This is a genomic window from Thermaerobacillus caldiproteolyticus (assembly GCF_013761245.1).
In the GTDB taxonomy this organism is placed as follows: Bacteria; Bacillota; Bacilli; order Bacillales; family Anoxybacillaceae; genus Thermaerobacillus; species Thermaerobacillus caldiproteolyticus.
Genome location: NZ_JACDUT010000001.1, coordinates 217,567 through 243,203 on the forward strand (window position 1 = coordinate 217,567; position 25,637 = coordinate 243,203).

Sequence of the window (25,637 nt, forward strand, 5' to 3'; positions counted from 1 at the left end):
CGCTTTCTTGACTTAACCAAATCGCCCGGTAATGTAGTCTTCTGTACGCTTGTCAGCTGGATTGGAAAACAGCTGATCCGTGTCGCTACATTCAATGACTTCTCCGTTGAGGAAAAACGCTGTTTTATCAGAAATACGCGCTGCCTGTTGCATATTATGGGTAACGATAATAATGCTGTAACGTTTCTTTAATTCTTGAACGAGCTCTTCAATCTTTAATGTCGAAATTGGATCAAGCGCAGAAGTCGGTTCGTCCATTAAAATCACATCTGGCTCAATGGCGAGACAGCGGGCGATACATAGACGCTGTTGTTGCCCACCTGATAACCCGTAAGCATGATCATGCAGACGGTCTTTCACTTCGTCCCAAATCGCCGCTCCACGTAAACTTTTTTCAACAATTTCATCTAAAATCTTTTTATCGCGAATTCCATGGATACGCGGTCCGTAAGCGACATTGTCATAGATCGATTTCGGAAACGGATTTGGCTTTTGGAAAACCATTCCGACTTGTGTACGCAACTCTTCAACGCGATAGGAAGGATCAAAAATGTTGCGCCCGCGATACGTAATTTCTCCAGATGTTCGAACATTTGGCACTAATTCAATCATCCGGTTTAATGTTTTGATATATGTGGATTTCCCACAACCGGAAGGACCGATAATCGCCATGACTTCATTTTCATAAATATCCAAATTAATCTCTTTTAAGGCGTGGTGTTCCCCATACCATAAGTTTAATTGATTCGTACGATAGACAACCGCCTTTTCTGTCCCCACTTCAACAATCTTTTGCGGTTCTACTTTTTCCTTTATAACCGTTAATTCCATAAAACGCCCTCCTTCATCCATGCGAACTAAGAGCACTTTCACACCCGTACAGTTCTGAATAAATCTCTTTACGGCCTGTTATGTGAATTTCTTCACAGTCACCGTTGTTCTAACATAAAAATGTCAACTATCGAGATGCCAACAACAAATATCAAATAACTGCAAGAACAGTCATTAGGTATACATTTATAGATTACTATGGAACTATTAATAAGGTTTTAAATAAATGTTAAGCTTTTGTAAATGAGCATCTTTCGATTACAGACGAAGAAGAAGCTGTATGTGAAGATCTCTGCATAACCCATAACATACATTTTCCCTTTGAGCTGAAAATGGAAACGCTTCTGTTCCATTACCATAATCAGTGTAAAGGATAAGCGCGGAACAAAAATGGAATGAAACATATCAGTGAAAGATTTTTCACTATGAAATGATGGCTTGCCAAGTAAGCACGTATCTTGCTTTTTTCATCTTGTACCATCGAAAAGAAACGCAGTCTCTTCTTGCATTTGTTTATATGATCTAGAAGAACAACTGCCAGAACCTTGTCTCTCAAAACCTTCTTCGATCATTTGAAATGGAACAGGAAAATGCCATTGGATTCTCTATCAACCGTCGACGAAGTTCAATAAGCTAGTTAACAAAAAATGATATAAATGAAATACGGCATGAGTTCCGGTTGAAAATCGAACTCATGCCGTACTTAAGCTAGTTCGCGGTTAAACTGTCCTACTTGTTATTGTTCATTTGATTGTTCAGTCGATAAATTGGAATCGGTTTGCTCGGAATCATGATTCATCCGCTCTTTTTTCAATTCGAAATAAGTATCTAAAATTTTTCTGCCAATTTTGTTGTTAATCGGATAGTGCGGTTCGTGTTGATACGCCCAAGGAACAACGACGGAAAAAGCAATTTCCGGATCATTGTAAGGGGCATAACCTACCAATGTTAAATTATAGGTTTCTGCATTTCTTTTACTTTTTATAGGTCCATCATAAAATGCCTGCGCTGTTCCAGTTTTTCCAGCCGGTTTATATGGGGCGTCAGCGAAAAAGGCTGCTGCTGTTCCACCTGTTTCCTGCATCACGCGGCGGAATCCTTCTTGCACTCTCTTAATGTATTCTGTTTTCATGTCAATGCGATTTAATACAACAGGTTCGAACTCGCTAATAACTGGACCTAATTGTTTTTCGTCGTTGCTTGGTTCATGAATTTCTTTGACAATTTGTGGCTTCATCCGATAGCCCCCATTGGCAATCGTCGAGACGTATTGTGCCAGTTGAAGCGGCGTATACATATCATACTGTCCAATCGCAAGGTCCAATAAAAATCCCGGAAGTTTACTTGTTCCTTGAAATCCGATAATTTCATTCGGCAAATCAATCCCAGTTTTCACTCCTAGACCAAACTGGCTGAAATATTTCCGTATCGTCGTAAATGCATCAGGATCAATCGAGAGCGGTGCATGCGGCTGGTACTTGCCGCCGCCGATCGCAATGGCCGTTTTAAACATATAGACGTTCGAGGAACGCTGCAAGGCGGTTAACTCATTAATTGTGCCCATTGTCTGGTATGATTTTTTCACCGGAGTTCCTTTAATATATAACGGCTCGTCTCTAATATACGTATTCGGGTGAAGCACTCCTGTTTGGAATCCAGTTAATACGGTTGCTCCTTTAACGGCAGAGCCCATCGCATAGGCGGATGTCATCGTACCAAGTGCATAATCCCTCAGTTCGACTTTCCCTTGTTCATTTTTTGTAAACATCTTTCCTGCCATCGCTAAAATTTCGCCCGTCTTCGGATTCATCATCACAACAAAAGCGCGATCTAACAATGGTGTTCCACCGCTTCGTTTCGCTGCTTTTAGCTCCTCTTCAATAATTTTTTCGACGCGCTGTTGAAGTTCAATATCAATCGTTAAAACGAGGTCTTTCCCACGTTGGCCTTCATAAATTTGCTCCGTCGAAATGACGTTCCCTGATTTGTCTACAATGTTTTTGATTTTCGCTTTTTTCCCATGCAACACATCTTCGTATTGCGCCTCGATATAACTTTTGCCGACGCGGTCATTTCGGCTATAGTCGCGCGCTAAAAAATGATCTAGACGTTCGCGCGGCAGCCCTTCATCATCTTTGGTGATGTTACCGAGAACGGAACGAAATGTATTTCCATATACATAATGTCGTTCCCAATCTGTTGTTGTACTTACGCCCGGAAGCTCCTCCAAATGTTCGCTCACTACTGCGTATTCTTTATTGGTTACTCCTTTGTTTTTGACAATTTGCGGTGTTAATGCATAACCGCTATCCAATTCTCGTTTAATGGCAATGACTTCAAGTTCATCTTTTGTAATCTCCTTTAAATCTTCAGGAGTAATTCGCTCCAATGTAAGCTTGTACACTTTTTGGTCGATTTCTTTTTCCGATAATCCTTGTTTTGCAAACTGTTTTCGCTCTTTTTTGCTTACTTTTTTTTCTGCTTTATCCCGTCGCGTTAAAATCCAATAATCTTTCATATCGCGCTCAGTTACCTTCTCGACCGGTTTATCGATATATTTCGCCAATTGACGAGCCACCTTAAGCGTATCTTCAGGAGTCGTCGTTTTCGTGCGCGTATATGTAATCGCATTGAGTGGAACGTTATCGACAATGACTCGATGATAGCGATCATAAATTTTTCCGCGCGGTACAGGAGTGCTGACAATTTCATCCTCCGTCCGCTCTACTTCTTTCCGATATTGTTCACCGTATACAATTTGCACAACGCCTAGGCGCAAAATAAGCGCAGAAAAGAGTAAAAACACAAAGAAAAATAACATATTTAAGCGAAACGGTACTTGCGCTTTTTTCCTTTTCTTCAAGATAAAAACCTCCTATTTCTCCACAGCCCGTTTACTACATTTATTTTTATTTTAAAAGAAACAACGCCATTTTTCTAGAAAATCGACATGGAAAAAGGAGACTCCTACACTGGGGAGCCCCCTTCCTCGTTTGCTAACTTTGGACGAATAAATGATGAATCTGGTTCATTCGCCTTTTTGGCCACGAAATGAATGCGACGAACAAAGAAGTAAATCATCGCATGTCCCGCTCCAAGCAATAGCATTAAAACAGGAAGACTCTTCTCTGTGTCAAAATAGGTAACGGCCACGAAAAAGGAAAGAATCGATACGATGCGGCCGCTATTTAAAAACAACTCGCGAACGACTATATACTCAATCCGCATTTGCGTTGATTTCCAACTTATTCCTATAACATCAAAGGTAAGTGAAGAGTATGGAACTAATAAAATCGGATACGCAATTGCAATCGCTATTGCGTATAATATGAGCCGCATGTATGAAACATCAAAAACAATTAAAAAAATCGCTCCGTATAATAACAAACCACCCCATAAAATCGCTTTTTTTCGATGTTTCCGTTCAATAAAACGAGAAGCAAGATAATAAACAACAAATGAAGTAGCTGAATTGACTAATCCAAACGTTCCGAGCGCTAGTTCGCTTCCCGTCGTAATATAAACTAATACGGAGATGACAAAAACAAACGTTCCTTCTCGTAATCCTTGGAAAAAGTGAGCATTCGTAATGAGTCGCCAATTTTTATTATAGCTTCTTTCTTTTAAAATGCGAAGAAATAAATAATTTCCTTCCGCTCCTCGGCGATGCAAAAAAAAGCTTAAGATGATCGCAACAATGAACAGTCCAAGCGAAATGGAGAAAATAAGCGTATATCCTTTGAATTTGACGAACGAAGAGATAATATAGCCAGCAATTATTGGACCAATCATCCCAGCAACAGAAGATAAAATTCCGAGAAACCCGTTAAAAAAATCACGTGTATCTGGTTCCGTAATTTCAAATGTTAACACATTAAACGCCAGCCAGTAAAATCCGTACCCGATCCCAAGCAATGCCCCAAGCAGCAACAAATAATCGTGTGCTCGATTTCCGACCAGTAACACAGTCACAAAAAAAATCGCTAAAAACGAAACACCGAGACGCAGCACAATAATGCGGTCAATTTTTTTCGCCAATCGCCCTGCTACAATGAACGTGATAGGCTGCAATATAACAACTGCTAGATTGTATAACGCTAAATCACGAAATTCTCCTGACTGCTTCCACAAATAGATATTAACGAACGTGTTGGAAAGCGACACGCTCAGAGAGTAAAAGCCGCCAATGAATAACAATAAAAGCAATTCCCGATTCACATGAACATTTCCAATCATTTTTTTTACTATTGCCATTATAAACTCCCCTTTTCATCTAAAGGGTAGTTTGGCAAATTTTCGCCATCCTATACGCTTTCTTATGAAGAAAAGCAGAAATACCAAGGTTACTTAGAAGGACTGGGTGTTTCCGAAAAGAACATTGCACCTCAAAGGAAAAGGTGATTTTGTCATAAGAGAGCTGGACAAAACGACGGAGAAAGGTTATTTACAGATGCCGCGCCTGCGATGACTCGGTGCAGCGAAGAAGTGGATTCAAGCAGGAGATACGTTGCGAACCGAGCTAGATGCTTCTCCTTAAAAAATTATAAATTCTGATATGCTAAAAAAAGATGGCCTCACTTATGAAGCCATCTTTGATTTCTCATTGATTATTTCGCCGCACTATAGCGTTTTGCCACTTCGTCCCAGTTCACGACATTCCAGAATGCTGCAATGTATTCAGGACGACGGTTTTGATATCTTAAGTAATACGCATGTTCCCAAACGTCTAAGCCAAGAATTGGTGTTTTCCCTTCCATAAGAGGTGAGTCTTGGTTTGGTGTGCTTGTAATTTCAAGCTCGCCGTTATTCACAACAAGCCATGCCCAACCAGAACCGAAACGAGTTGTTGCTGCTTTCGTAAATTCTTCTTTAAATGCTGCAAAGCTACCGAATTTTTTATTGATCGCTTCTGCTAATTCGCCTGTTGGCTCGCCACCGCCGTTCGGTGAAAGAATTGTCCAGAAAAGAGAGTGGTTAGCATGTCCGCCACCATTGTTGCGAACTGCTGTACGAATGCTTTCTGGAAGTGCTTCCAAATTGCTGAGCAATTCCTCGATCGTTTTGTTTTGTAAATCTGCATGCCCTTCTAAAGCTGCGTTTAAGTTCGTAACATATGTGTTATGGTGTTTTGTGTGATGGATGTTCATTGTTTCTTTGTCAATGTGTGGCTCAAGTGCGTCATATGCATAAGGTAATTGCGGTAATTCAAATGCCATACAAACTCCTCCTTTATCATCGTTTATGTATTCGAACGCAAGATAGTATATCTATCTTTGCGTTCGTTTAAAATTAGCTTATCAAAATTGCCACAATGTTTCAATTTATTTGCTTTTTCACTCATAAAAATTAGACTGTCCTAAAAATGATCGGACAGCCATATGAAAGCGTAGAACTCATCATCATAGAGATTTGGATGGACCCTGCAGGATTCGAACCTGCGACCAGACGGTTATGAGCCGTCCGCTCTAACCAGCTGAGCTAAGGGTCCAAGTTACATAAATTATTTTGGTGTTCCATTTGTCCCGCTCTCAGCTTAACTCCAGCGGTGTATTAAAGTTGTCCCGATGAAGCCCATTTGAACGAGACCTCTCCTCAAAAAAGGGACATCTCGCCCAATTTCTAGCTGCATTTATCGCTGAAACCGTACCCTTTAGGTATTTCCGATTTTAACATATACAATGGAAAACGGTCAATGAAGTTTATAGAGAAGCTTAACAATTTCCATACACTATATTAACACTTTTCATACATTGGCTTAACAAAAACATAAAAATCATCGAATAAATTGGAAGTAATACCATTACATACATGGCTCAGGAAGCTCAAAGGAGAGTAAAAAATGAAAAAACGAGAACGATCATGGTCAGTCTCATTAAGCTTATTGAGAAGTTTTTTTGTTCTGCAAAGTTCAACGAAAAAGAAAGCAAAAACAAAACGTCCCTACACCTTTTCTCATCTTCCTTTTATAAACAAATTGAATCTGCAAACAATATTAGTGCTGGTCATTATTTTTATTACATGTATATCTTCCGCAATGATTGCTTATGTCGGCTACGAAAAAAACAAACAGATTGTCATTCGAGCAGTAGAGCAACAAATGCAGTTATCGACTGAAGTAATGATCGAAAAAATTTCTATGTTAAAGGCAACGGCTACGAATGAAGAATTTAATAAAAAGTTATCCTATGTGTTAGCATTAAACCAACAGAAATTTAAAGCCCTTCAGTTACAACCGATGCAGTTTACAATTACAAAAGAAAAAGCAATCAAAAAGCTGGCAGGATTTGATAGTCCTTTACCTTCTTTACCTCATTCAGTAATCGATAAAATGTATAGACAAAAACGAGGGATTTTTCACTTTCAAGGACTCACTTTATCTTATGCCTATTCAATGGATCTAAATGGAGAATTATATGTTTTAGCTCTTAAAGAACAAGAGTATTTGCAACCGGTTTTTGACTATGGACGTATAAGTATTCAAATCTCTCTTATTACAATATTTTTTGCAAGTCTCATCGGCTTTTTTATCATTCGTCAAGTTATCAAACCGATTGCTTTTTTAAAACACTCCATGCAACAAGTAGGACAAGGCAATTTACAAACAAGGATACAATTAACTGGTTCAAGTAAAGATATTCAGGCATTGGCTTACGGCTTTAATCAAATGGTTGATAGCCTTACTACTCTAATTGGACATTTGGATGCCAGTTCTAAACATGTAACGCTCTCCTCTGAGACATTGCGTCTCACAGCACACGAGTCGAAGCAGGCTTCTGAACAAATTGCGATAGCAATAAGTGAAGTGGCGATCGGAACAGAGAAACAGGCCAATTCCGCGATTCAAATTTCGCAATTTTTTCATGAAATCGCTAGAGGAATGGAGCAAGCAGCCGTTTCCATGGCAGACGTGGAAGTCTCGACGAACAAAGCCAATCATCAAGCATATATAGGAAATGAATTAGTGGACAAAACCGTGAAACAAATGAATTTAGTGCAAAAAACCGTAGGCGAAACAGCAGAAATAGTATATTTACTCGGTCAAAAATCGAAGCGAATTGATCAAATCGTGAACTTAATCAGTCAAATTGCTAGTCAAACGAACCTGCTTTCTTTAAATGCAGCTATCGAAGCAGCAAGGGCTGGAGAACATGGAAAAGGATTTTCAGTGGTGGCCAACGAAATAAGAAAGCTAGCTGCTCAAAGTGGACAAGCAGCTAAACAAATTCAAAAAATTATTGAAGAAATCCAACATGAAGTGGAACAAACTGTTCAATCGATGGCCCGCGGCGCTGAAGTGTTACAAGGCGGAATCAAAATGGTTCATCAAACAGATACAGCCTTTAAGGATATTGTACAGGCTGTGACAAATGTCTCGAAAGAATCGAAAGAGGTTTCCACCATTGTCCACCAAGTCAGTGTACAAACGAAACAAATGTCTACGAATATGGAGGAAATAGCTTCGATTTCTCAACAGATTGCCGGAAATATGGAACATGTGGCCGCAATAGCACAGCAGCAAAGTACCTCTATGGATGAGGTTTCGCATGCAGCCCAATCTTTAAACGAATTAGTTAAACAATTAAATGAGGTGCTCCAAACATTTAAAGTCTAAGCGTCATTTCCCTCCTGAGATAGAACATCTTATCTTAGGAGGGTTCTTTCTCTTTGACAATCGATCGACCATATTCAATAGCGATATATGATTTATCATTTTCGCGTGTAGGAGTTTAGTCTTTTTTCTTGAAGTTGAATTATTGAGCTAGACAATATACAATGAGCATGGAGGACAGGGAAGGATGTGTAAGAGATGAATATGTTTATACAGTTATGGAAAAGCTTATATTCTCCAAAGGATATTGCACGATTTCGTTTTCAAAAAATCGGAAAAGCGATTTTATATGTATTCTTGCTGGCGCTCATTTTCACCTTGCCGCTTACCTATCATTTTACAACAAGCTTTCTTGAAGGAATTCGCTATACAAGCTCGTTACTTAAAAACGAAATTCCAGCTTTTACGATTGAAAACGGCGAACTCCATTCTTCAGCGACTCAGCCCATTGTCATCGACGAGCACGGATTGACCATCGTTTTTGATAGCACTGGACAAGTTACGAAAGAAGAGGTTGAGCGTTCTGGCAATGCTATCGGATTGCTGAAACATGAGGCGGTACTCGTCGCGAACAACCAAACACAATATTACAGTTATGCGATGTTGCCTGAAATAACATTAACGAATCAAGATGTTCATACGTTTATCGAAACGCTCCAATCATTACTGCCTGTTCTTGTTCCTTTAACGTTTCTCCTTTTGTATCTTTTTACAAGTGCCAGTAAATTTGTCGGTGTTTCCGTTCTTGCCTTCATCGGTCTTATTTTGCGAAGCACACTCGACAAAAAAATTACGTATCGTCATACATGGGTGATGTCCGCTTATGCAGTGACGCTATCAACTGTCTTTTTTGCGATTATGGAAGCGCTGCAAGCTGTTGTTCCGTATGCTCCATTCATTCATTGGTTTGTTTCCATTACCGTGCTATTTTTAGCTATTAAAGAAATTCCCTCAGCAAAAATTCACCGTGAATAAAGATAAGGCCAATAAGCTACGACTTGTAGCTTATTGGCCTTCTTCAATTAAGCAGCAGCCTTCATTCTTTTTTTTGTTTTCCGCTTACTTCCCGCAAAATAATTTTGTAATAGCATAGAGATAAAGCGGGCGATAATATTAAACAAAAGAACCATGATAATTAAGACGGCCGCTGATTTTGCTGCAATTAACTTTGCATCTGGAACAATCCCTTCCGAATTTAGTTTCCAAATGTGTACGGTAAGGGTTTCAGCAGGGCGAAAAAGATTCAACGGATGTAACTTGCTTGATAAATCAGCAGAAGGATTTAAGAACGGAGTAGTCAAACCTGACGTATAAATCAACGCTGCTGCTTCTCCAAAAATTCTTCCTGCTGCTAAAATCACTCCAGTAATGATTTGTGGTAACGCTGCTGGAATGATGACTCTTACTAGCGTTTGCCATCTCGTCGCCCCTAATCCAAGACTCGCTTCCTTCACACTATGGGGAACATCCAAAATAGCGTTCTCACAAACTCTTGTTAAACTAGGTAAGTTTAAAATGGTGATTGCCAAAGCACCGCCAATTAACGTATATCCCCAACCGGTCAACGTAACAAATACTAAAAGTCCAAACAACCCGACAACGATGGAAGGAAGAGACGCCATCGTTTCAATACATAATCGAATAAAGTTTAACAGTCTCCCCTGTTTGGCATATTCGGCCAAATAAATTCCCGCTCCTAGACCTAATGGAACCGAAATAAGCAATGTAATAACTAGCATGTAAAGGGAGTTAAATAATTGAGGACCGATTCCTCCCCCTGCCTGCGTATTGCTCGGCTTTCCAAAGAGAAAGTTAGGATCCCAAAATCCCCATCCTTTTGAAATAATGGCTGCAATCAAAAATACTAATAAAGCAACGACAAAGATAGCAATCGTATATAAAATTCCCGTCCAAATGGCGTCAACCGTTCTTGCCTTCATCTTAGTTTTCACCTCTTTGCGCAATAACTCGAATCAATAAAATAAACAAAAAGGAAATAAACAGCAAAATCATCGCTAATGTCCATAACGCGTTATTCCAAGCTGTCCCATTTAACGTATTTGACATATCCATCGTTAAAATTCCTGTTAATGTGGCCGTTGGGCTATATAATCCAGAAGGCAATTTTACGGTGTTTCCAATCACCATTTGAACTGCTAACGCCTCGCCAAATGCTCTTGCTAATCCCAATACAATTCCCGTTAAAATTCCTTTTCGAGCTGCTGGAACCATCACTCGACTAATCGCTTGCCATCTTGTTGATCCTAGTCCATACGATGCTTCTAAATAGGCAAATGGAACCCCAGCAATCGCGTCTGAAGCAATACTTGCGATCGTTGGCAAAATCATAATACTTAGCACAATAATGCCCGCAATCAAACTAAATCCTACTCCACCAAACCACTCTCTGAGCAAAGGAACAAGAATCGTCACTCCTAATAATCCATAGACGACAGACGGAATCCCGACAAGCAATTCTAATACGGGTTTTAACACTTTCGACCCCAATTTCGGTGAAATATAATTGACAAAGATCGCTAATGCAATCGCAATAGGAGTGCTCAAAATGACGGCCCCAAGCGACACGAGTGTGGAACCGACAATAAAGATCACCGCTCCATATTTCGGTTCAGAATGATTTGGTTGCCATTGTGTTGAAAACAACATTTCCTTTAAAGAAATGTGACTTTGGGTAAACGATTGAATCCCTTTACTACAAATAAACGCAATAATCGAAAGCGTAATAAACACAATTAACAAACCGCAAAACGTAACAACCGTTCTTCCGATATATTCGCTTTTCCAATAATTGAGCTTTTTTTTCCCCTTCATCATCAAATTCACCACCTCGAAGCTTTCAATGAAGAAGACTGGCTAACGATAGCCAGCCCAACATAAAATTACTCTAATTCAGACATTGGAATATAGCCCATTTCTTTTACCTTCGGAGCAAACTCCTCACTCTTTACATAATCTACAAACCCTTTTACCGCATCTTTCGGTTCGCCCTTTGTGATCATATATTCATAAGACCAGAATGGATATTTTTGTGATTTGATGTTTTCTACCGTTGGCTCGACTCCATCAATTTTTAATGTCGTTAACGCGTTCGCTTTGTCTCCGACTAAATAAGACATCGCTACATAGCTAATCGAACCTGGTGTCGAGTTAATCGCTTGTTCGACTGCACCGTTAGAGTCTTGTACCGTACCAATGCTATCGTTGATTTTCACATCTTTCATTAATGTCTTTTCAAATGTAGCGCGTGTACCAGAGGAGGCAGGTCTATTAATGACATTAATTTTTTCATCGTTCCCGCCAACTTCTTTCCAGTTTGTGATTTTTCCGGAAAAGATGTCTTGAATTTGTTGTACTGTTAAGGAATCTACTTTTACATCTTTATTTACAACTAAGGCGAACGCGATACCCGCTACTTTATTATCCACTAATTCTCCTGCTTTTGTTTTATCTTCTAATTTTTCCGCTGATGGAACATCGGAGTTACCGATTTGTACCGCACCAGCTGCTACTTGGTTTACCCCCGTACCGCTTCCACCACCTTGTACCGTAATAGAAACATCTGGATATTTCCCCATAAACTCATTGGCTGCTTCTTCGGCAAGTGGCTGAAGGGCTGTAGATCCCGCTAATGTAATAGTACCGGAATACGCTTCTTGTTTTGTATCTTTTGTACCGGCATTTTCTTCGTTAGTCTTGTTAGATGTTCCACATCCAGCAAGTGACCCCGTAATGAATAGTGCAGCAATAGCTAATTTTACATTTCTTTTTAGCATCCTTTTACCCTCCATATATTTTTCTTTGCCTCACTACAAGCTCATTGTAGCTGACAATTTTTATGCCTTTATTAAGACAATGTTAATTTTCAGTAAAGACGTTGGTGTTTTATCTAACGATTGCCTCGCACATAAGACATATTTCGCTCGGACAAGCATACATACTTATAACAAGAACGATTTTGGAGGACAAAAATGAAAAAATTCGTACTCTTTCTTGTCTTATGCTTATGTCTATACGTGGTTTCCCACGATTTAATAAAAGGAACGTTACCGACAACCACTAAAATAAAAACGCTCCACATCCATGAACCGAAATTAAGAGCAAAAATGAACATAAACTATCAAACGGTGACGGTCAAAGCAGGAGACACCCTTTTATCTATCGCGGAAAAGCAACAAAATGCTCCCCTTCCCGTTTCCATCGAACAATTAATCAAAGATTTCGAAGCATTGAATCCCGGAACAAAGGCGAATTCGCTACAAATCGGAAAAACGTACAAAATTCCTATATATAAACATTAAGCAGCGAATTTCTTGTCAATCGTCTGCAAACATTGTTAAAATAGTTCAGAAGGTGACATGAACTAGTTTCTTAAAGGAGCGAATGTTTCGTGAATGAAATTATTCATCGTTCAAAAACTCGTCCCGTTCGCGTCGGCAATTTGACTATCGGTGGAAGCAATGAGGTCATTATTCAAAGCATGACAACAACGAAAACACACGATGTCGAGGCGACGGTTGCTGAAATAAAACGGCTAGAAGAAGCGGGCTGCCAAATCGTTCGCGTCGCCTGCCCGGATGAACGAGCAGCTAACGCTATTCCAGAAATAAAAAAACGGATTAACATCCCACTTGTTGTCGATATTCATTTTGATTACAAATTGGCGCTGAAGGCGATTGAAGGCGGAGCTGATAAGATTCGCATCAATCCTGGAAATATCGGCCGCCGCGAAAAAGTTGAGGCAGTGGTTAAAGCGGCAAAAGAGCGCGGGATTCCGATTCGTATCGGCGTCAATGCTGGTTCATTAGAAAAGCGGATTTTAGAAAAATATGGTTATCCTACTGCTGATGGAATGGTCGAAAGCGCCCTACACCATATTAGAATTTTAGAGGAGCTTGATTTCCATGATATTATCGTTTCGTTAAAAGCGTCCGATGTCCGATTGGCGATCGAAGCGTATGAAAAAGCGGCTCGGACATTTGACTATCCGCTTCATCTCGGCATCACTGAATCGGGTACATTGTTTGCCGGAACGGTGAAAAGTGCCGCTGGACTCGGAGCGATTTTAAGCAAGGGGATCGGAAATACAATTCGTGTTTCATTAAGTGCAGATCCAGTTGAAGAAGTAAAGGTGGCAAGAGAGCTGTTAAAAACCTTCGGGCTTGCTTCGAATGCAGCAACACTCATTTCTTGCCCAACGTGCGGACGCATCGAAATTGACTTAATCAGCATCGCCAATGAAATCGAGGAATACATCGCTAAAATTAAAGCACCGATTAAAGTGGCAGTGCTTGGTTGTGCGGTAAATGGTCCGGGAGAAGCACGCGAAGCCGATATCGGCATCGCTGGAGCACGTGGAGAGGGGTTATTGTTCCGCCATGGTAAAATCGTTCGCAAAGTTCCAGAAGAAACGATGGTTGAAGAATTGAAAAAAGAAGTCGATAAGCTCGCAGAAGAATATTTTGCCAAACAAAAAGAAAAGGAATCAAAAAAAGCTTGACGCATGATGCGTCAAGCTTTTTGCATTATCCAGCTTCGGCGGTCAACCAATCAATGTCTTGGCATGAGCTCTGTACAAACAGCCCTAAGGATATGACTGAAACGTCATTTGTTTCAACAGTCGAGGGCCTATCGTTCTTCCTCTTCGGAGTGTAAGCTTTTTTACAGAACGAAGAAAAAACGTTTGCTCACTGCTCCTGAACGGACCGCTTCTGCTTTTCTTATCTAATAATAAAACGGTAAAATAAACAATTTAACAATAATCGATACAATCCCGATACCGATTGCCCAAGCTCCTAACGTTTCGGCACCGCGTCGACGTGCGATAAAGCCGACAATAATCCCTGTTGCTCCTAAAATAATCGGCATCATAAACAGGGAAAGGATAGAAATAACAAGCGCTACCCAACCAATGCCTCTTCCGTTTGCTCCTTCGACATCATCTCTTTCTTCTCTCCGATTGTAATCACGAATCGGATCTGCTACTTCTGTCGCTGTTTCTTCCATGAAATCATGTTCTTGATCTACTCTTCCTACAGATGGCACGTAACTTTCATTGTACGTGCGATTGCGATCATCTACCATGTTGTTCCCTCGCTTTCCTTAAGTAAGGAGCATTTATTAGTATGGAGAGTCATTCGAAAATTATAAATGCGAATGTTTTCATGACAAGGAAAAACACGATGAATATGCTACAATATAGAAGAAGGACATCATCAAAGGAGTGCATAAAGAAGCATGAAAAAACGACTCGGAATCGATATCGACGGAACAGTCACATGTCCAAGTACATTTATCCCTTATTTAAATCAATCCTTTCGAAAAAAGCTGACGCTTCATGATATTACACAATATAACTTAGCTCCCTTATATGATACGACAGAGGAAGAAATGGACAAATGGATGGAAGAACATGAAGCAAGGATTTACGAGCGCGCTCCGCTTGCTGAACATGCGTTAGACGTCATTAACAGCTGGAAGGATCGGTATGAATTATTTTACATCAGCGCGCGAGGAAAGCATTTATTTGATATTACCGAAAAATGGTTTAAAAATAACGGCGTTCATTATCATCATATTGAGTTGGTCGGCTCTCACGATAAAATCGAAGCGGTGAAAACATACAACATCGCTGCTTTTTTTGAGGACAAATATGATAACGCCTGCGATATCGGAGAACAGTGCAATATTCCTGTTATTTTATTTGATACCCCGTATAATCAAGGTCCTCTTCCGAAACAAGTAATCAGAGTGAAGAATTGGATTGAAGCAAAGCAGCATATTGACGCTCTTTTATAATCAACATCAAAGGGATATCTCTTCGTTACGAGATATCCCTTTGACATTCTGGACATTTTCCATATATCTCAAACTTGTGACCAGATACTTCATATCCTTGTAAGCTTTCCATTAACTCATCCATTGGGCAAGTGGCAATTTCTTTCGTCTTCCCGCATTCCATGCAAATAAAATGGTGATGATGATAGACGGTACTACATTTAAAACGAAAATGCTTTTCCCCGGATAATTCTGTCATTTCTAAAATTCCAAGTTCGACAAATAACGATAAATTGCGATAAATCGTATCAAAACTTAATCCCGGGTAATCATCTTTTAACGTGTCTAATACATCTTTTGCGGTCAAATATTTGTTCGTATTCGCAAATAGCTGCAACATATCTTCTCGTTTGCCCGTATGCTTAAACCCTTTTTCTTTCATCAATTGAATCGCTTCCGCCACATTCATTTTCTTATCCCCTTTTCCACTTTTTCCATATCATCGTCATAAGTAAAATGAGTACGGCAAGCATCACAATCGTTCCGCCTGGTGCTAAGTCTAATTGATACGATAACAGCAATCCAGCAATAACCGAAAGTTCTCCAAATAAAATGGAATAACCAATCGCTTGTTTAAACCCTTTTGCGATACGAATGCTGGCGGCAACCGGTAACGTCATTAGAGAAGAAACAAGCAAAATGCCGACGATTCTCATTGATGCTGCAATAACTAGTGCGACGAGAATAATAAATACAAAATGAATCAGCTTTGCTCGAATTCCGGAAGCTACCGCATATTCTTCATCGAACGAAAGCAAAAACAACTCTTTATATAATAGTGAAATTGTCACAATGACTACAGCTGTAATCGCCAAAATAATCCATACATCTTGGCGGCTGACCGCGCTCACGCTGCCAAACAAATAGGAAAATAAATCGGTATTAAACCCGTCTGCAAGCGAAATGAAAATGACACTGAGCCCAATCCCTCCTGATAAAATAATCGGAATCGCTAGCTCCTGATAATGTTTGTAGACGGTCCGCAATTTTTCGACTAATAAGGAACCGACAACGGAAAAGGTCATTCCCATGTAAAGTGGGCTCACACTGACAAATGTCCCGACTTTTTTTTGCAGCAATAAACTCGCAGCAATTCCTGCGAGCGTCACGTGGCTAAGCGCATCAGCAATCAGTGATAAACGGCGAACGACGATAAATACTCCTAATAACGGGGCAACAATGCCAATTAATATCCCTGCAAAAAATGCATTTCGCAAAAACTCATAATGAAACATCGCTTGAATCATTGTCGTTGCTCCTTCATCAATGCTGATGGGAAAGCACATAAAGAGGGTGGCCGTAAAAATGCGACAGCTCCTTCTCCTGCAGTTCAGCAAATTCTTCCGCTTTCCCATGAAAATATAAATGTTTATTTAAACAGGCAACATGGGTCACTTTTTCAGTAATCGTACCGATATCATGCGTCACTAATAAAAGAGTAATACCGAGGTGACGGTTTAACTCATCAAGCATGGCATAAAAATTTTGCACATGATGAACATCGACACCGACCGTTGGCTCATCTAAAATCAGCAACTCCGGCTTGCTCACAATCGCCCGAGCAATAAAAACGCGTTGTTGTTGACCGCCGGACAGCTCCCCGATATTTTGATGACGGAATTTGCTCATTCCAACCGCTTCAATCGCTTCAAGCACCGCCTGTTTTTCTTTGCTCGTGAAAAAGCGAAATAAGCCAAGCTTCGCCGTTAACCCGCTAGCTACAACTTCATAAACGGTTGCTGGAAATCCTGTGTTAAAACTGTTCGCTTTTTGCGACACAAATCCAATGCGATGCCAATCCTTAAACGAAGAAACCCGCGTGCCGAACAAGTAGATATGGCCTTTTTGCGGCTTTAATAGTCCTAAAATACACTTTAATAACGTTGATTTCCCGGAACCATTCGGACCGACTAATCCGACAAACGCTCCTTTTGGAACGGAAAACGTAATATCCTCTAACACGTTTTCCTTTTCGTAACGGAACGATACGTGTTCAATCTTCAATATATCTTCGCCTTTCATAGCGTTCCCACCTGTTTTTTATGAAATATAAGAATGATTACGATTTATTTACAAATGTAGTATAGCTGAAACGAAGTCATTTGTAAACGACACCGCTCAGTGAATAGCAGATTTACATTTTGCGCCTCTTGCTTCATACGTACTCATGATCGTAATCCATGCTTTCATGGGTAACATTTTGTGACCTCTAATCGTGGTGCAGCTGCCCTTCCCACGCTCCCCGGCTCAAAGATTGCAAAATTACATCTGCTATTTCTTTATAATGATCGAAACAATAATCGTCGCTTTCGTTTCATCTAATTCCTGGACCACCATCAATCGTTTTAAAAGCAATGCAATACGCCATGAATACATTCCTTGCTCTAGTACAAATACAAACTCTGCCCAACTAAAAATAAAAATTCAGAAACACAACAAATTCACCAATAGAAAACGGCAGCTTTTTTGCCAGTAAAATTTCTGTTCCATCTAAAAAAACGCCGTGGTCAATCACTAGACCAGCACCTAGCGCCAATCCACCAAACAAAGTCGCTTAAAACCGGCTCTTTTGTGAATGGCTCAAAATGAGGAAAGAAGTCGCTCTACTGCCGCACATGGAATAATCCTAAAAATAGAGGAAAACAAAATAAATTTCCAATTGTTTATATCTATAGTACATAAATGGAGCATCAATAACACAACAAGATGCCAAGAAATTCAAGAACGACCAAATGGTAATCTAAAATACGTCGGTGAATTGATTCTCGCCAGCACAGCAAGCGAAGCGCCAATAACAATGAACAAAAGGCGATACAGGTGATGTTAATACTTTCCTTTTCATGTTATTTCTGTATCCAAAAAATATCCTTCATTTTTACTCATCGCTTTATTATAACATAGCACCTCATTTTCTTGCCTCTCATACGATACATAGTAAGGAGGGAGCGAATCATGAATATTTACCAACAAATCATTAATCAAAAAATCAAAACGATTACCCCTGAGGAACTTGTATCGTACAGCCGCGATTACGGTATTTCATTAACAATGGAAGAAGCAAAAAAAATTATTCATATTGCACAAAATCGGCAAATCAATGTGTTCGACCCGCAAGAACGGAAGAAATGGATAAAGGAGCTTGCGAAAATTACGTCTCCGCAAACAGCGAGACAAGCGAATGAGCTGTTTTTAAAGTTCATAAAGAAAAAGTAATCAGAAAAGGGCGAGGTCATCATAGACTGCTAAAACAATCGTTCCTCAATCGTAAAAGATACTTATTTTTAAAAAGGGCCTTTCACCATGCGTGAAAATGCCCTTTTCTCCCTTTATTGTTCATTCATGATTTTCGTCAGAACTTCCTCGTCAAATGTTTGTTCACGTAACATTGCAATTTCAAACTTATACGGTGGCTTTTTGTTGTTTTTATCTTCCCCAACATACGGCGTTTCTAAAATTTTAGGAATATCAGAAAGCTGCGGATGATGGACGATATAGTTTAACGCTTGAAATCCGATATGACCAAAACCGATATTTTCGTGCCGGTCTTTTCGGCTGCCGCGTGGATTTTTACTGTCATTAATATGAAGAACTTTTAATCGTTCAAGCCCAATGATTTTATCAAATTCTTCCAATACCCCATCAAAGTCTTCGACAATGTTGTATCCAGCATCGTGGGTATGACATGTGTCAAAACAAACCGAGAGCTTATCATTGTGCGTCACACCATCGATAATTTTCGCCAGCTCTTCAAAGCGGCTGCCGCACTCCGACCCTTTTCCTGCCATTGTTTCTAAGGCAATTTGGACATTTTGTTCACGCGTTAACACTTCGTTTAACCCTTCAACAATTTTGCGGATTCCAGCTTCGACTCCTGCTCCGACATGGGCACCGGGATGAAGAACGATTTGTTTCGCACCAATGGCCTCTGTTCGCTCAATTTCCGAGCGTAAAAATTGAACACCAAGCTCGAATGTAGCCGGATTTGTCGTATTTCCAATGTTGATAATGTAAGGAGCATGAACGACAATTTCGTCAATGCCATGTTCTTTCATATGAGCAAGTCCAGCTTCGATATTCAGCTCTTCAATTTTTTTTCGTCTCGTATTTTGCGGAGCCCCTGTGTAGATCATGAATGTATTCGCTCCATAAGATACTGCTTCTTCACTGGCACCCAGCAGCATTTTTTTGCCGCTCATTGATACATGCGAGCCAATTTTTAACATTCCCCGTCTCCCTTTCTATCCGGTTCCGCTTTATTTTTTCTTTAAGCGACGCAACCGTTTTTTCTGTTTTTCAATTTCTTCTTTTAGCTTTTTCTTATAACCCGGTTTTACCTTTTTCGTTTTTTTCAACTTGTTGACAAGTTGCTCGAGCTCTTCATCTGTTTTTTCGCGCTTTTTTCGCTGGTTCCATGGCGGAAGCTCAACCCATTCTCTGCGCACAAGATCACGATGAAGAAAATCAATTCCCATTTTCTCCAGTTTCGTTAGCGCATCTTGGTCGGATGGTTCGTAAATGGTGATGGCAATTCCTGTGTAGCCTGCACGTGCTGTACGTCCAACGCGATGCACATAAAATTCTAAATCGTGCGGCAGTTCATAGTTAATAACGTGGCTCACTCCTTGAATATCAATGCCTCGCGCAGCTAAATCCGTTGCGACAATATATTGAAACTCTAGATCACGAATTTGCTTCATCATTCTTTTCCGCTCTCGTGGCGTTAAATCACCGTGTAAAACTCCGACTTTCAATCCTTTTTCGCTTAGCGCGTCCACTATTTCATCAGCCATTTTTTTCGTATTTGTAAACACAATTGCTAAATACGGATTATACGAAATAAGCATGTCATGCAACAAATTCAATTTATCGCGGTGACGGAGTGGCACAAGAATATGTTCAATCTTTTCTGCTGTGACTTGCTTCGGAGCAACATGAACATATTTTGGGTTTTCCATATACTTTCTCAAAAACGGTTTTAATTTTTCCGGAATTGTTGCTGAAAACACTAACATTTGTAAATCTTTCGGCATTCTTGCAGCAATTTGATCGACATCAACAATAAAGCCCATATCTAACATCATATCTGCCTCATCGACAACGAGCATTGAGGCTGTATGAACAAAAAGCACTTGTTCGCGAATAAAATCATTAATTCTTCCCGGCGTCCCCACAACAATATGCGGCTGCTTTTTCAGCTTTTCCATCGCCTTTTGTTTATCTGTTCCTCCAACAAAGCAGCGTGCCACAATTTGATGATCACTTGGACAAAACTTTGTAATTTTTAGTATTTCATGGTAAATTTGTGTGGCAAGCTCTCGCGTCGGAGCGGTGATCACTGCCTGCACTTCCAAACGGCGCGGGTCGATTTTTTCAATAATCGGCAATAAATACGCATGCGTTTTTCCCGTTCCTGTCTGCGATTGACCGATGGCGCTCTCACCGCGAAGGATACTCGGAATGAGCCGCTCTTGAATTTCTGTCGGTTTATAAAAATTGAGTTCTTTAATCGCCTCTATGAGAAAAGGTTGAAATGAAAACCTCTCAAATAATGTTTCCTTCACACGCCCTGCTCCTTTCTATAGACGTTGTCCCCTTCATAACCCGATTTACCATTATAGCTGATTTTCACTATTCGCCGCAACATTAGGCACTTGTCTAAACGAAAAACACTTTTTGTGATGTTCGCATAATGTATGTAAAGAAGCATTGTTTATGCACATTGCCTAGAAAGGAGGAAAAAATGATGATTCGTAGACCCCCAATGTTTCCCCCTACACCGGCTCGTTCATTTCCGTTAATGAACGCATCATTTCCGACCCAGCCTATTCAGCCGCGTCCAGGACTTGGTGGCTTTTTAGCAAGACTGTTTTCCCGAGGACAACCAGCCCCTCCTGTTCCTCATGGGTTCATGATGCCAACCCTTCAAAACGCTGCTACTAACGTTGCTGCCAACACCGGAGGAGGTCTTGGCGGCATACTAACAAATGTACAGAGAATGCTGGGCATTGCCCAAAACGTTGTTCCGATGGTGCAACAATACGGTCCGCTTGTCAAAAATATCCCCGCAATGATGAAAATATGGAAAGAGCTCAAAACAACGAACGAAGAAGAAAACGAAGAAAACGAAGAAAAAGAAGAAAAAGAAGAAAAACAAGAAAAGAAAAAAAAGACATCCTCATCCGTTAAACGCGATATTCCAACCGCTAAAGCAACTGATCGAGAAAAAACAACAAAAGAACCAAAACCATCTAAGCCAAAACTGTATATTTAGTTCTTCTTTGTATTCTCCTTCTTTCTCCGCTATAATGAAAGAAGGCACTCAAAGTACTCTCTCCGTATAGCGGAGCGAAGGAGGAACAAAAATGGAAGTCATCAAAATTACGCCGCGTGGCTATTGCTACGGGGTTGTCGATGCGATGGTCATTGCAAGAAATGCTGCGTTAGACCCAACATTGCCGAGACCGATCTATATTTTAGGAATGATCGTTCATAATAAACATGTTACCGATGCTTTTTCGGAGGAAGGCATCATTACTCTCGACGGAGAAAACCGCTTAGAAATTCTTGAAAAAATTAATAAAGGAACGGTCATTTTTACCGCTCACGGCGTTTCTCCTGAAGTAAAAAAACGCGCTCGAGAAAAAGGGCTTGTCACTATTGATGCTACATGCCCGGATGTAACAAAAACGCACGACTTAATTCGCGAAAAGCTGGCAAGCGGCTATGAAGTTATTTATATCGGTAAAAAAGGCCATCCGGAACCAGAAGGAGCAGTCGGCATCGATCCAACACGCATTCATCTTGTTGAAACAGTCCATGATGTCGAGCAATTAGCCATTCAGAGCGAAAAAATTATGGTCACCAATCAGACAACGATGAGCCAATGGGACGTTGCTCATATTATGGAAAAAGTAAAAGAAAAATATCCGCACGTCGAAATGCATAAAGAAATTTGCTTGGCAACACAGCTTCGTCAAGAAGCCGTCGCAAAACAAGCAAAAGAAGCGGATGTTACAATCGTCGTCGGCGATCCTAAAAGCAATAACTCGAATCGTCTTGCTCAAGTGTCCGAAGAGATTGCAGGAACAAAAGCTTACCGCGTGGCGGATGTAACAGAAATTGAGATTGACTGGATAAAAAACGCCAAAAAAGTGGCGGTGACTGCTGGTGCTTCGACGCCGACGCCAATTACAAAAGAGGTCATTGCATTTCTTGAGCAGTTTGATCCAAATAATCCAGAGACATGGAAACGTGAACGAAAAGTACCCCTTCACAAAATCTTGCCAAAAGTAAAAACAAAACAGGAAAAATAAGAAAGCAAGAGCCGATATTCTTCGGATAGACAGAATATCGGCTTCTCGTTTTTATAAAAAAGTAAACGGATCCGTATGTACTTGTGAAACATAGACAGTTGTTGCAAATTTTTGTTGAGCGAACTGTTGCTCCAAAAAGCGGGCCACTCCTTGCTTCATCACCTTTTCGACGTTATGTCCCGGATCAACAATATTTAATCCAAGCATCATCGCATCATGGGCAACATGATAGTAAACATCTCCTGTTACATAGACGTCGGCACCGCTGAACTTCGCTTGCGAAATATACTTATTGCCATCTCCGCCAACAACGGCGACTTTATTTACTTTGTCCTGCAAGTTCCCCACTACGCGCACTGCTGGAACATCAAGCGCTTTTTTTACATGCTCGGCAAACTCAGCAAGCGTCATCTCCTCACGTAACCGTCCGAGTCGACCTAATCCAAATGTGCGCCCCTTATTTTCTAATGGATAGACATCATAGGCAACTTCTTCATATGGATGAGCTTTGAGCATCGCTGTAACTACCTTTTTTTGCAACGAAGCCGGGAAAATTGTTTCAATGCGTACTTCTTCGACTTTTTCAAGCGTTCCTTTTTCACCGATAAACGGATTCGCCCCTTCTTGCGGCAAAAACGTTCCAATGCCGCGGCTATTAAACGTACAATGACTGTAATTTCCAATATGGCCTGCCCCTGCATTGCCAAGCGCTTCGCGAACCGCATCGGCATGCGTATCCGGTACATAGACAACTAATTTCTTTAGCGCTTCCTCGTACGTAGGAACGAGTACCTCGACTTCTTGTAACCCGAGTGCTTCCGAAAGCCAGTCATTTACTCCGCCTTCAGCAATATCTAAATTTGTATGAGCGGCATAAATGGCAATATCATGCTTCATGCATTTTGCAATGATGCGCCCTTGCGTTTGGTCGGTAATGATATGTTTGACCGGACGATAAAGCGGCGGATGATGGGCGATGATGAGATCGACTTTGTTTTCAATCGCTTCATCAACCACTTCTTCTAATACATCTAATGTAATCATGACGGTATGAATTGGCTTGTTGAGCGTGCCGATCTGTAAGCCGATTCTATCACCTTCCATTGCCAAATGCTTCGGAGCAAATTGTTCAAATAGCTGAATGACTTCATGCCCGTTTGGTATTTTTTTCATCGTAACGCCTCCTCAACAATGCGAATTTTTCGTTCCAACTCTTGTTTTTTCGCCATACTTTCGGCAGTTGTTGCTTTTTCCGTTAATTGCGCTACAATCTGTTTCCAATGGGCGACTTCTTGCTCCCATTTTTTCAAAAATACATCATTTCTCTCTTTCATAAGAAACGGTCCTAATAGTATTTCTGCTTCGATGTTATCATACGGTTTTTTGCCATCGCCTTTTTCTGCTACTAACACTTCGTAAATTCTTCCATCCTCCTCTAAAATGCGTTCGGCGATTAGCTCCCAATCGTTGTCCATCAACCACTGACGAACGACGTGGGAACCGATATTTGGCTGTAAAATTAATCGCTTCACTCCGGCTAGTTTTTCTTTTCCAGCTTCTAAAATATTAGCTATCAGTGTCCCTCCCATCCCGGCAATCGTAATACAATCTACTTCCTCTAGCGCAATAACTTCCAGACCATCTCCTTTTCGTACGGAGATGACATCACTTAATCCCGTTTTAGCAACTTGTTGTTTGGCAGATCGAAATGGCCCGTCTGCCACTTCCCCAGCGACTGCCATTGTAATATATCCTTGTAAATAAGCATAACAAGGCAAATACGCATGATCGGAACCGATATCGGCTAACTTCGATTGCGTCGGAATAAAAGAAGCAACCGTCTCTAGTCGTTTTGATAAACGTAACTCATTCATCTTTTTCACCACAACTTCATTAGTTCTTTTGTTTATTTTATCACAAACAAAAAATCCCTTCACCTAAGGTGAAAGGACCTTTTGTTATTGTAATTTCGAAAGCCATTTTGCCATTTCATCAGCTTTTTCCGGCGGCACAAGACCTGAAGGCATGTTGCCACGTCCATGTTGAATGACATCTTTAATTTGATCTAACGAAAGCCGTTTGCCCACACCTTTTAACGACGGACCGACGCCACCTTCATAGTTGGCACCATGACAGGCGCTACATGTTTGTTTATAAAACTCTTCCGGGCTCGCTGCAGCCGCTTGCTCCGTTTTTTCTCCACCTTTTTTCTCTTTCGCAAGCTCGTCCATATCGCCGAGACCTTTAAACGAAAGGGCAAGCATAAGACCAATCCCAAAGACCATAATGAGCGCAAATGGGATCAATGGATTTCGATTCATGTTTTTTACCTCCCTTATGTATAACGAGCTCTTTAAAAAAATGTAAACGCTACAAACAATTTTATTTTACTGTAAATTACCGAGAAGGAAAAGCCCTAATTATCATCTTATGGAAAATCGTCACAGAATAAAAGCCAGCTTAGAAAAATAGTGAGGCGCACAGCAATCCAAGTCCAGCAATGCCTGATATCGTGAAATAGAAAAAACGAAAGCGAATCCCGATCACCATCCATAATAGACAATTTAAGAAAATCACCACAGCTACGATAGCTTTTTCTTTCGGAAAATAATAATCACATGCTTGCACGGAAGCAAGGAGCAACAGAAATGCCCCGCTAATAAGCGGAAGATGGATGAGTTTTCGTTCCTTCGCCCACAACCAAACTGCTACCATACATACAATGAAAAAAAGAAACAAAAGGAGCATTTGCAAAACGAATGACAATTCAGTAAAATAAATGACAAGAATACTTATTGGAAACAATAGACAAATCATACTTATGAATAAAAGATGGATAAGGTTGAATCGGGAAATATGGGATCTGTTGCTAGCAAGCCCTTCTGTATAAAGGGCCAACAAATAATCGCAATATTGTTCTGGAAGAAGACGAGAGCGCTTCCAATATTCAATTTCTCTTATAATAATTTCGCGTCTTTTTTCATTCATACTCATCGGCCTTTCCTAGAAATAAAAAATAGTTTACTTCT

The 25,637-nt window shown here is 40.4% G+C and carries 25 protein-coding genes and 1 tRNA gene; 8 read left to right on the forward strand and 18 right to left on the reverse strand.

All coding sequences use genetic code 11. The annotated features are described in order from the left end of the window. Positions 1–12: 12 nt before the first annotated feature. The 5 genes from pstB to HNR31_RS01180 all read right to left on the reverse strand — a co-directional run bounded on the left by pstB (position 13) and on the right by HNR31_RS01180 (position 6,319). Positions 13–831 (reverse strand): phosphate ABC transporter ATP-binding protein PstB, encoded by an 819-nt coding sequence (pstB, locus tag HNR31_RS01160; RefSeq protein ID WP_181554415.1) that lies wholly within the window; start codon positions 829–831, stop codon positions 13–15. 736 nt (positions 832–1,567) lie between these two features. Further along, entirely contained in the window at positions 1,568–3,694 is a 2,127-nt protein-coding gene (locus HNR31_RS01165) for a peptidoglycan D,D-transpeptidase FtsI family protein (RefSeq protein ID WP_181554416.1), read from the reverse strand. A gap of 104 nt (positions 3,695–3,798) precedes the next feature. Then, positions 3,799–5,085, reverse strand: a complete 1,287-nt coding sequence (locus tag HNR31_RS01170; RefSeq protein WP_181554417.1) for an MFS transporter — start codon at positions 5,083–5,085, stop codon at positions 3,799–3,801. A 353-nt stretch (positions 5,086–5,438) separates the two neighbouring features. Next, positions 5,439–6,047, reverse strand: coding sequence for a superoxide dismutase SodA (gene sodA, locus HNR31_RS01175; protein ID WP_181554418.1), 609 nt, complete (start codon positions 6,045–6,047; stop codon positions 5,439–5,441). 198 nt (positions 6,048–6,245) lie between these two features. Beyond that, positions 6,246–6,319 (reverse strand) — tRNA-Ile (locus HNR31_RS01180). Between the two features lie 351 nt (positions 6,320–6,670). Here HNR31_RS01180 and HNR31_RS01185 point away from each other — a divergent pair. Next, positions 6,671–8,443 carry a methyl-accepting chemotaxis protein gene (locus tag HNR31_RS01185; RefSeq protein WP_181554419.1) on the forward strand — a complete coding sequence of 591 codons (1,773 nt, stop codon included), beginning with the start codon at positions 6,671–6,673 and terminating at the stop codon, positions 8,441–8,443. A 195-nt stretch (positions 8,444–8,638) separates the two neighbouring features. After that, positions 8,639–9,415, forward strand: a complete 777-nt coding sequence (locus HNR31_RS01190) for a DUF1189 domain-containing protein (protein WP_181554420.1) — start codon at positions 8,639–8,641, stop codon at positions 9,413–9,415. A 47-nt stretch (positions 9,416–9,462) separates the two neighbouring features. On the opposite strand, the gene pstA is transcribed toward HNR31_RS01190, so the two are convergent. The 3 genes from pstA to HNR31_RS01205 form a co-directional block, all read right to left on the reverse strand. Further along, positions 9,463–10,380, reverse strand: coding sequence for a phosphate ABC transporter permease PstA (gene pstA, locus HNR31_RS01195; protein ID WP_181554421.1), 918 nt, complete (start codon positions 10,378–10,380; stop codon positions 9,463–9,465). 1 nt (position 10,381) lies between these two features. After that, positions 10,382–11,272: a phosphate ABC transporter permease subunit PstC gene (gene pstC, locus HNR31_RS01200; protein ID WP_181554854.1), complete on the reverse strand. Its 891-nt coding sequence runs from the start codon at positions 11,270–11,272 to the stop codon at positions 10,382–10,384. A 68-nt stretch (positions 11,273–11,340) separates the two neighbouring features. After that, positions 11,341–12,234, reverse strand: a complete 894-nt coding sequence (locus HNR31_RS01205) for a phosphate ABC transporter substrate-binding protein PstS family protein (protein WP_181554422.1) — start codon at positions 12,232–12,234, stop codon at positions 11,341–11,343. A gap of 195 nt (positions 12,235–12,429) precedes the next feature. Here HNR31_RS01205 and HNR31_RS01210 point away from each other — a divergent pair, with 195 nt between their 5' ends. Further along, positions 12,430–12,759 (forward strand): LysM peptidoglycan-binding domain-containing protein, encoded by a 330-nt coding sequence (locus tag HNR31_RS01210; RefSeq protein ID WP_181554423.1) that lies wholly within the window; start codon positions 12,430–12,432, stop codon positions 12,757–12,759. Between the two features lie 89 nt (positions 12,760–12,848). Beyond that, positions 12,849–13,958, forward strand: coding sequence for a flavodoxin-dependent (E)-4-hydroxy-3-methylbut-2-enyl-diphosphate synthase (gene ispG / locus HNR31_RS01215; RefSeq protein ID WP_181554424.1), 1,110 nt, complete (start codon positions 12,849–12,851; stop codon positions 13,956–13,958). Positions 13,959–14,182: 224 nt separating this feature from the next. Here the strand turns inward: ispG and HNR31_RS01220 are convergent, their stop codons facing one another. Beyond that, positions 14,183–14,542: a DUF4190 domain-containing protein gene (locus HNR31_RS01220; RefSeq protein WP_181554425.1), complete on the reverse strand. Its 360-nt coding sequence runs from the start codon at positions 14,540–14,542 to the stop codon at positions 14,183–14,185. Positions 14,543–14,695: 153 nt separating this feature from the next. On the opposite strand from HNR31_RS01220, the gene HNR31_RS01225 reads away from it, so the two are divergent. Beyond that, complete coding sequence (locus HNR31_RS01225) at positions 14,696–15,256, forward strand: hypothetical protein (protein WP_181554426.1); 561 nt, start codon at positions 14,696–14,698, stop codon at positions 15,254–15,256. Positions 15,257–15,281: 25 nt separating this feature from the next. Here the strand turns inward: HNR31_RS01225 and HNR31_RS01230 are convergent, their stop codons facing one another. Genes HNR31_RS01230 through HNR31_RS01240 form a run of 3 tightly spaced genes read right to left on the reverse strand, consistent with a single transcriptional unit; the run spans position 15,282 to position 17,317 of the window. Then, positions 15,282–15,704 carry a Fur family transcriptional regulator gene (locus HNR31_RS01230; RefSeq protein WP_181554427.1) on the reverse strand — a complete coding sequence of 141 codons (423 nt, stop codon included), beginning with the start codon at positions 15,702–15,704 and terminating at the stop codon, positions 15,282–15,284. A gap of 4 nt (positions 15,705–15,708) precedes the next feature. After that, the gene (locus HNR31_RS01235; protein ID WP_181554428.1) at positions 15,709–16,542 is read right to left on the reverse strand and encodes a metal ABC transporter permease; all 834 of its coding nucleotides are present in this window, start codon (positions 16,540–16,542) and stop codon (positions 15,709–15,711) included. Between the two features lie 16 nt (positions 16,543–16,558). Continuing rightward, positions 16,559–17,317 (reverse strand): metal ABC transporter ATP-binding protein, encoded by a 759-nt coding sequence (locus HNR31_RS01240; RefSeq protein ID WP_181554429.1) that lies wholly within the window; start codon positions 17,315–17,317, stop codon positions 16,559–16,561. A 930-nt stretch (positions 17,318–18,247) separates the two neighbouring features. Between HNR31_RS01240 and HNR31_RS01250 the strand changes: the two genes are divergently transcribed. Next, positions 18,248–18,508, forward strand: coding sequence for a DUF2624 domain-containing protein (locus HNR31_RS01250; protein ID WP_181554430.1), 261 nt, complete (start codon positions 18,248–18,250; stop codon positions 18,506–18,508). A 113-nt stretch (positions 18,509–18,621) separates the two neighbouring features. Here HNR31_RS01250 and HNR31_RS01255 read toward each other — a convergent pair whose 3' ends face one another. Continuing rightward, complete coding sequence (locus HNR31_RS01255; protein ID WP_181554431.1) at positions 18,622–19,518, reverse strand: deoxyribonuclease IV; 897 nt, start codon at positions 19,516–19,518, stop codon at positions 18,622–18,624. Between the two features lie 30 nt (positions 19,519–19,548). Then, positions 19,549–20,856: a DEAD/DEAH box helicase gene (locus HNR31_RS01260; protein WP_181554432.1), complete on the reverse strand. Its 1,308-nt coding sequence runs from the start codon at positions 20,854–20,856 to the stop codon at positions 19,549–19,551. A 182-nt stretch (positions 20,857–21,038) separates the two neighbouring features. Between HNR31_RS01260 and HNR31_RS01265 the strand changes: the two genes are divergently transcribed. Together HNR31_RS01265 and HNR31_RS01270 are read left to right on the forward strand one after the other, a co-directional pair. Beyond that, the gene (locus HNR31_RS01265) at positions 21,039–21,566 is read left to right on the forward strand and encodes a YqfQ family protein (protein WP_258560988.1); all 528 of its coding nucleotides are present in this window, start codon (positions 21,039–21,041) and stop codon (positions 21,564–21,566) included. A gap of 91 nt (positions 21,567–21,657) precedes the next feature. Continuing rightward, positions 21,658–22,608, forward strand: a complete 951-nt coding sequence (locus HNR31_RS01270; protein ID WP_181554434.1) for a 4-hydroxy-3-methylbut-2-enyl diphosphate reductase — start codon at positions 21,658–21,660, stop codon at positions 22,606–22,608. Between the two features lie 51 nt (positions 22,609–22,659). Here HNR31_RS01270 and HNR31_RS01275 read toward each other — a convergent pair whose 3' ends face one another. The 4 genes from HNR31_RS01275 to HNR31_RS01290 form a co-directional block, all read right to left on the reverse strand. Continuing rightward, positions 22,660–23,781, reverse strand: coding sequence for a Nif3-like dinuclear metal center hexameric protein (locus HNR31_RS01275; RefSeq protein ID WP_181554435.1), 1,122 nt, complete (start codon positions 23,779–23,781; stop codon positions 22,660–22,662). Further along, positions 23,778–24,482, reverse strand: coding sequence for a tRNA (adenine(22)-N(1))-methyltransferase (locus HNR31_RS01280; RefSeq protein WP_181554436.1), 705 nt, complete (start codon positions 24,480–24,482; stop codon positions 23,778–23,780). The genes HNR31_RS01275 and HNR31_RS01280 overlap by 4 nt, the downstream gene beginning before the upstream one ends. 84 nt (positions 24,483–24,566) lie before the next feature. Continuing rightward, entirely contained in the window at positions 24,567–24,929 is a 363-nt protein-coding gene (gene cccA / locus HNR31_RS01285) for a cytochrome c550 (RefSeq protein WP_181554437.1), read from the reverse strand. A 139-nt stretch (positions 24,930–25,068) separates the two neighbouring features. Beyond that, entirely contained in the window at positions 25,069–25,596 is a 528-nt protein-coding gene (locus tag HNR31_RS01290; protein WP_181554438.1) for a hypothetical protein, read from the reverse strand. Positions 25,597–25,637: the final 41 nt, after the last annotated feature.

What these genes read in the sequence shown, in the direction of transcription:
- pstB (WP_181554415.1), bottom strand. Translation starts at nt 831, where the DNA reads ATGGAATTAACGGTTATAAAGGAAAAAGTAGAACCGCAAAAGATTGTT.
- HNR31_RS01170 (WP_181554417.1), bottom strand. Translation starts at nt 5,085, where the DNA reads ATGGCAATAGTAAAAAAAATGATTGGAAATGTTCATGTGAATCGGGAA.
- sodA (WP_181554418.1), bottom strand. Translation starts at nt 6,047, where the DNA reads ATGGCATTTGAATTACCGCAATTACCTTATGCATATGACGCACTTGAG.
- HNR31_RS01185 (WP_181554419.1), top strand. Translation starts at nt 6,671, where the DNA reads ATGAAAAAACGAGAACGATCATGGTCAGTCTCATTAAGCTTATTGAGA.
- HNR31_RS01190 (WP_181554420.1), top strand. Translation starts at nt 8,639, where the DNA reads ATGAATATGTTTATACAGTTATGGAAAAGCTTATATTCTCCAAAGGAT.
- pstA (WP_181554421.1), bottom strand. Translation starts at nt 10,380, where the DNA reads ATGAAGGCAAGAACGGTTGACGCCATTTGGACGGGAATTTTATATACG.
- pstC (WP_181554854.1), bottom strand. Translation starts at nt 11,272, where the DNA reads ATGAAGGGGAAAAAAAAGCTCAATTATTGGAAAAGCGAATATATCGGA.
- HNR31_RS01205 (WP_181554422.1), bottom strand. Translation starts at nt 12,234, where the DNA reads ATGCTAAAAAGAAATGTAAAATTAGCTATTGCTGCACTATTCATTACG.
- HNR31_RS01210 (WP_181554423.1), top strand. Translation starts at nt 12,430, where the DNA reads ATGAAAAAATTCGTACTCTTTCTTGTCTTATGCTTATGTCTATACGTG.
- HNR31_RS01220 (WP_181554425.1), bottom strand. Translation starts at nt 14,542, where the DNA reads ATGGTAGATGATCGCAATCGCACGTACAATGAAAGTTACGTGCCATCT.
- HNR31_RS01225 (WP_181554426.1), top strand. Translation starts at nt 14,696, where the DNA reads ATGAAAAAACGACTCGGAATCGATATCGACGGAACAGTCACATGTCCA.
- HNR31_RS01230 (WP_181554427.1), bottom strand. Translation starts at nt 15,704, where the DNA reads ATGAATGTGGCGGAAGCGATTCAATTGATGAAAGAAAAAGGGTTTAAG.
- HNR31_RS01235 (WP_181554428.1), bottom strand. Translation starts at nt 16,542, where the DNA reads ATGATTCAAGCGATGTTTCATTATGAGTTTTTGCGAAATGCATTTTTT.
- HNR31_RS01240 (WP_181554429.1), bottom strand. Translation starts at nt 17,317, where the DNA reads ATGAAAGGCGAAGATATATTGAAGATTGAACACGTATCGTTCCGTTAC.
- HNR31_RS01250 (WP_181554430.1), top strand. Translation starts at nt 18,248, where the DNA reads ATGAATATTTACCAACAAATCATTAATCAAAAAATCAAAACGATTACC.
- HNR31_RS01255 (WP_181554431.1), bottom strand. Translation starts at nt 19,518, where the DNA reads ATGTTAAAAATTGGCTCGCATGTATCAATGAGCGGCAAAAAAATGCTG.
- HNR31_RS01265 (WP_258560988.1), top strand. Translation starts at nt 21,039, where the DNA reads ATGATTCGTAGACCCCCAATGTTTCCCCCTACACCGGCTCGTTCATTT.
- HNR31_RS01270 (WP_181554434.1), top strand. Translation starts at nt 21,658, where the DNA reads ATGGAAGTCATCAAAATTACGCCGCGTGGCTATTGCTACGGGGTTGTC.
- HNR31_RS01275 (WP_181554435.1), bottom strand. Translation starts at nt 23,781, where the DNA reads ATGAAAAAAATACCAAACGGGCATGAAGTCATTCAGCTATTTGAACAA.
- HNR31_RS01280 (WP_181554436.1), bottom strand. Translation starts at nt 24,482, where the DNA reads ATGAATGAGTTACGTTTATCAAAACGACTAGAGACGGTTGCTTCTTTT.
- cccA (WP_181554437.1), bottom strand. Translation starts at nt 24,929, where the DNA reads ATGAATCGAAATCCATTGATCCCATTTGCGCTCATTATGGTCTTTGGG.
- HNR31_RS01290 (WP_181554438.1), bottom strand. Translation starts at nt 25,596, where the DNA reads ATGAATGAAAAAAGACGCGAAATTATTATAAGAGAAATTGAATATTGG.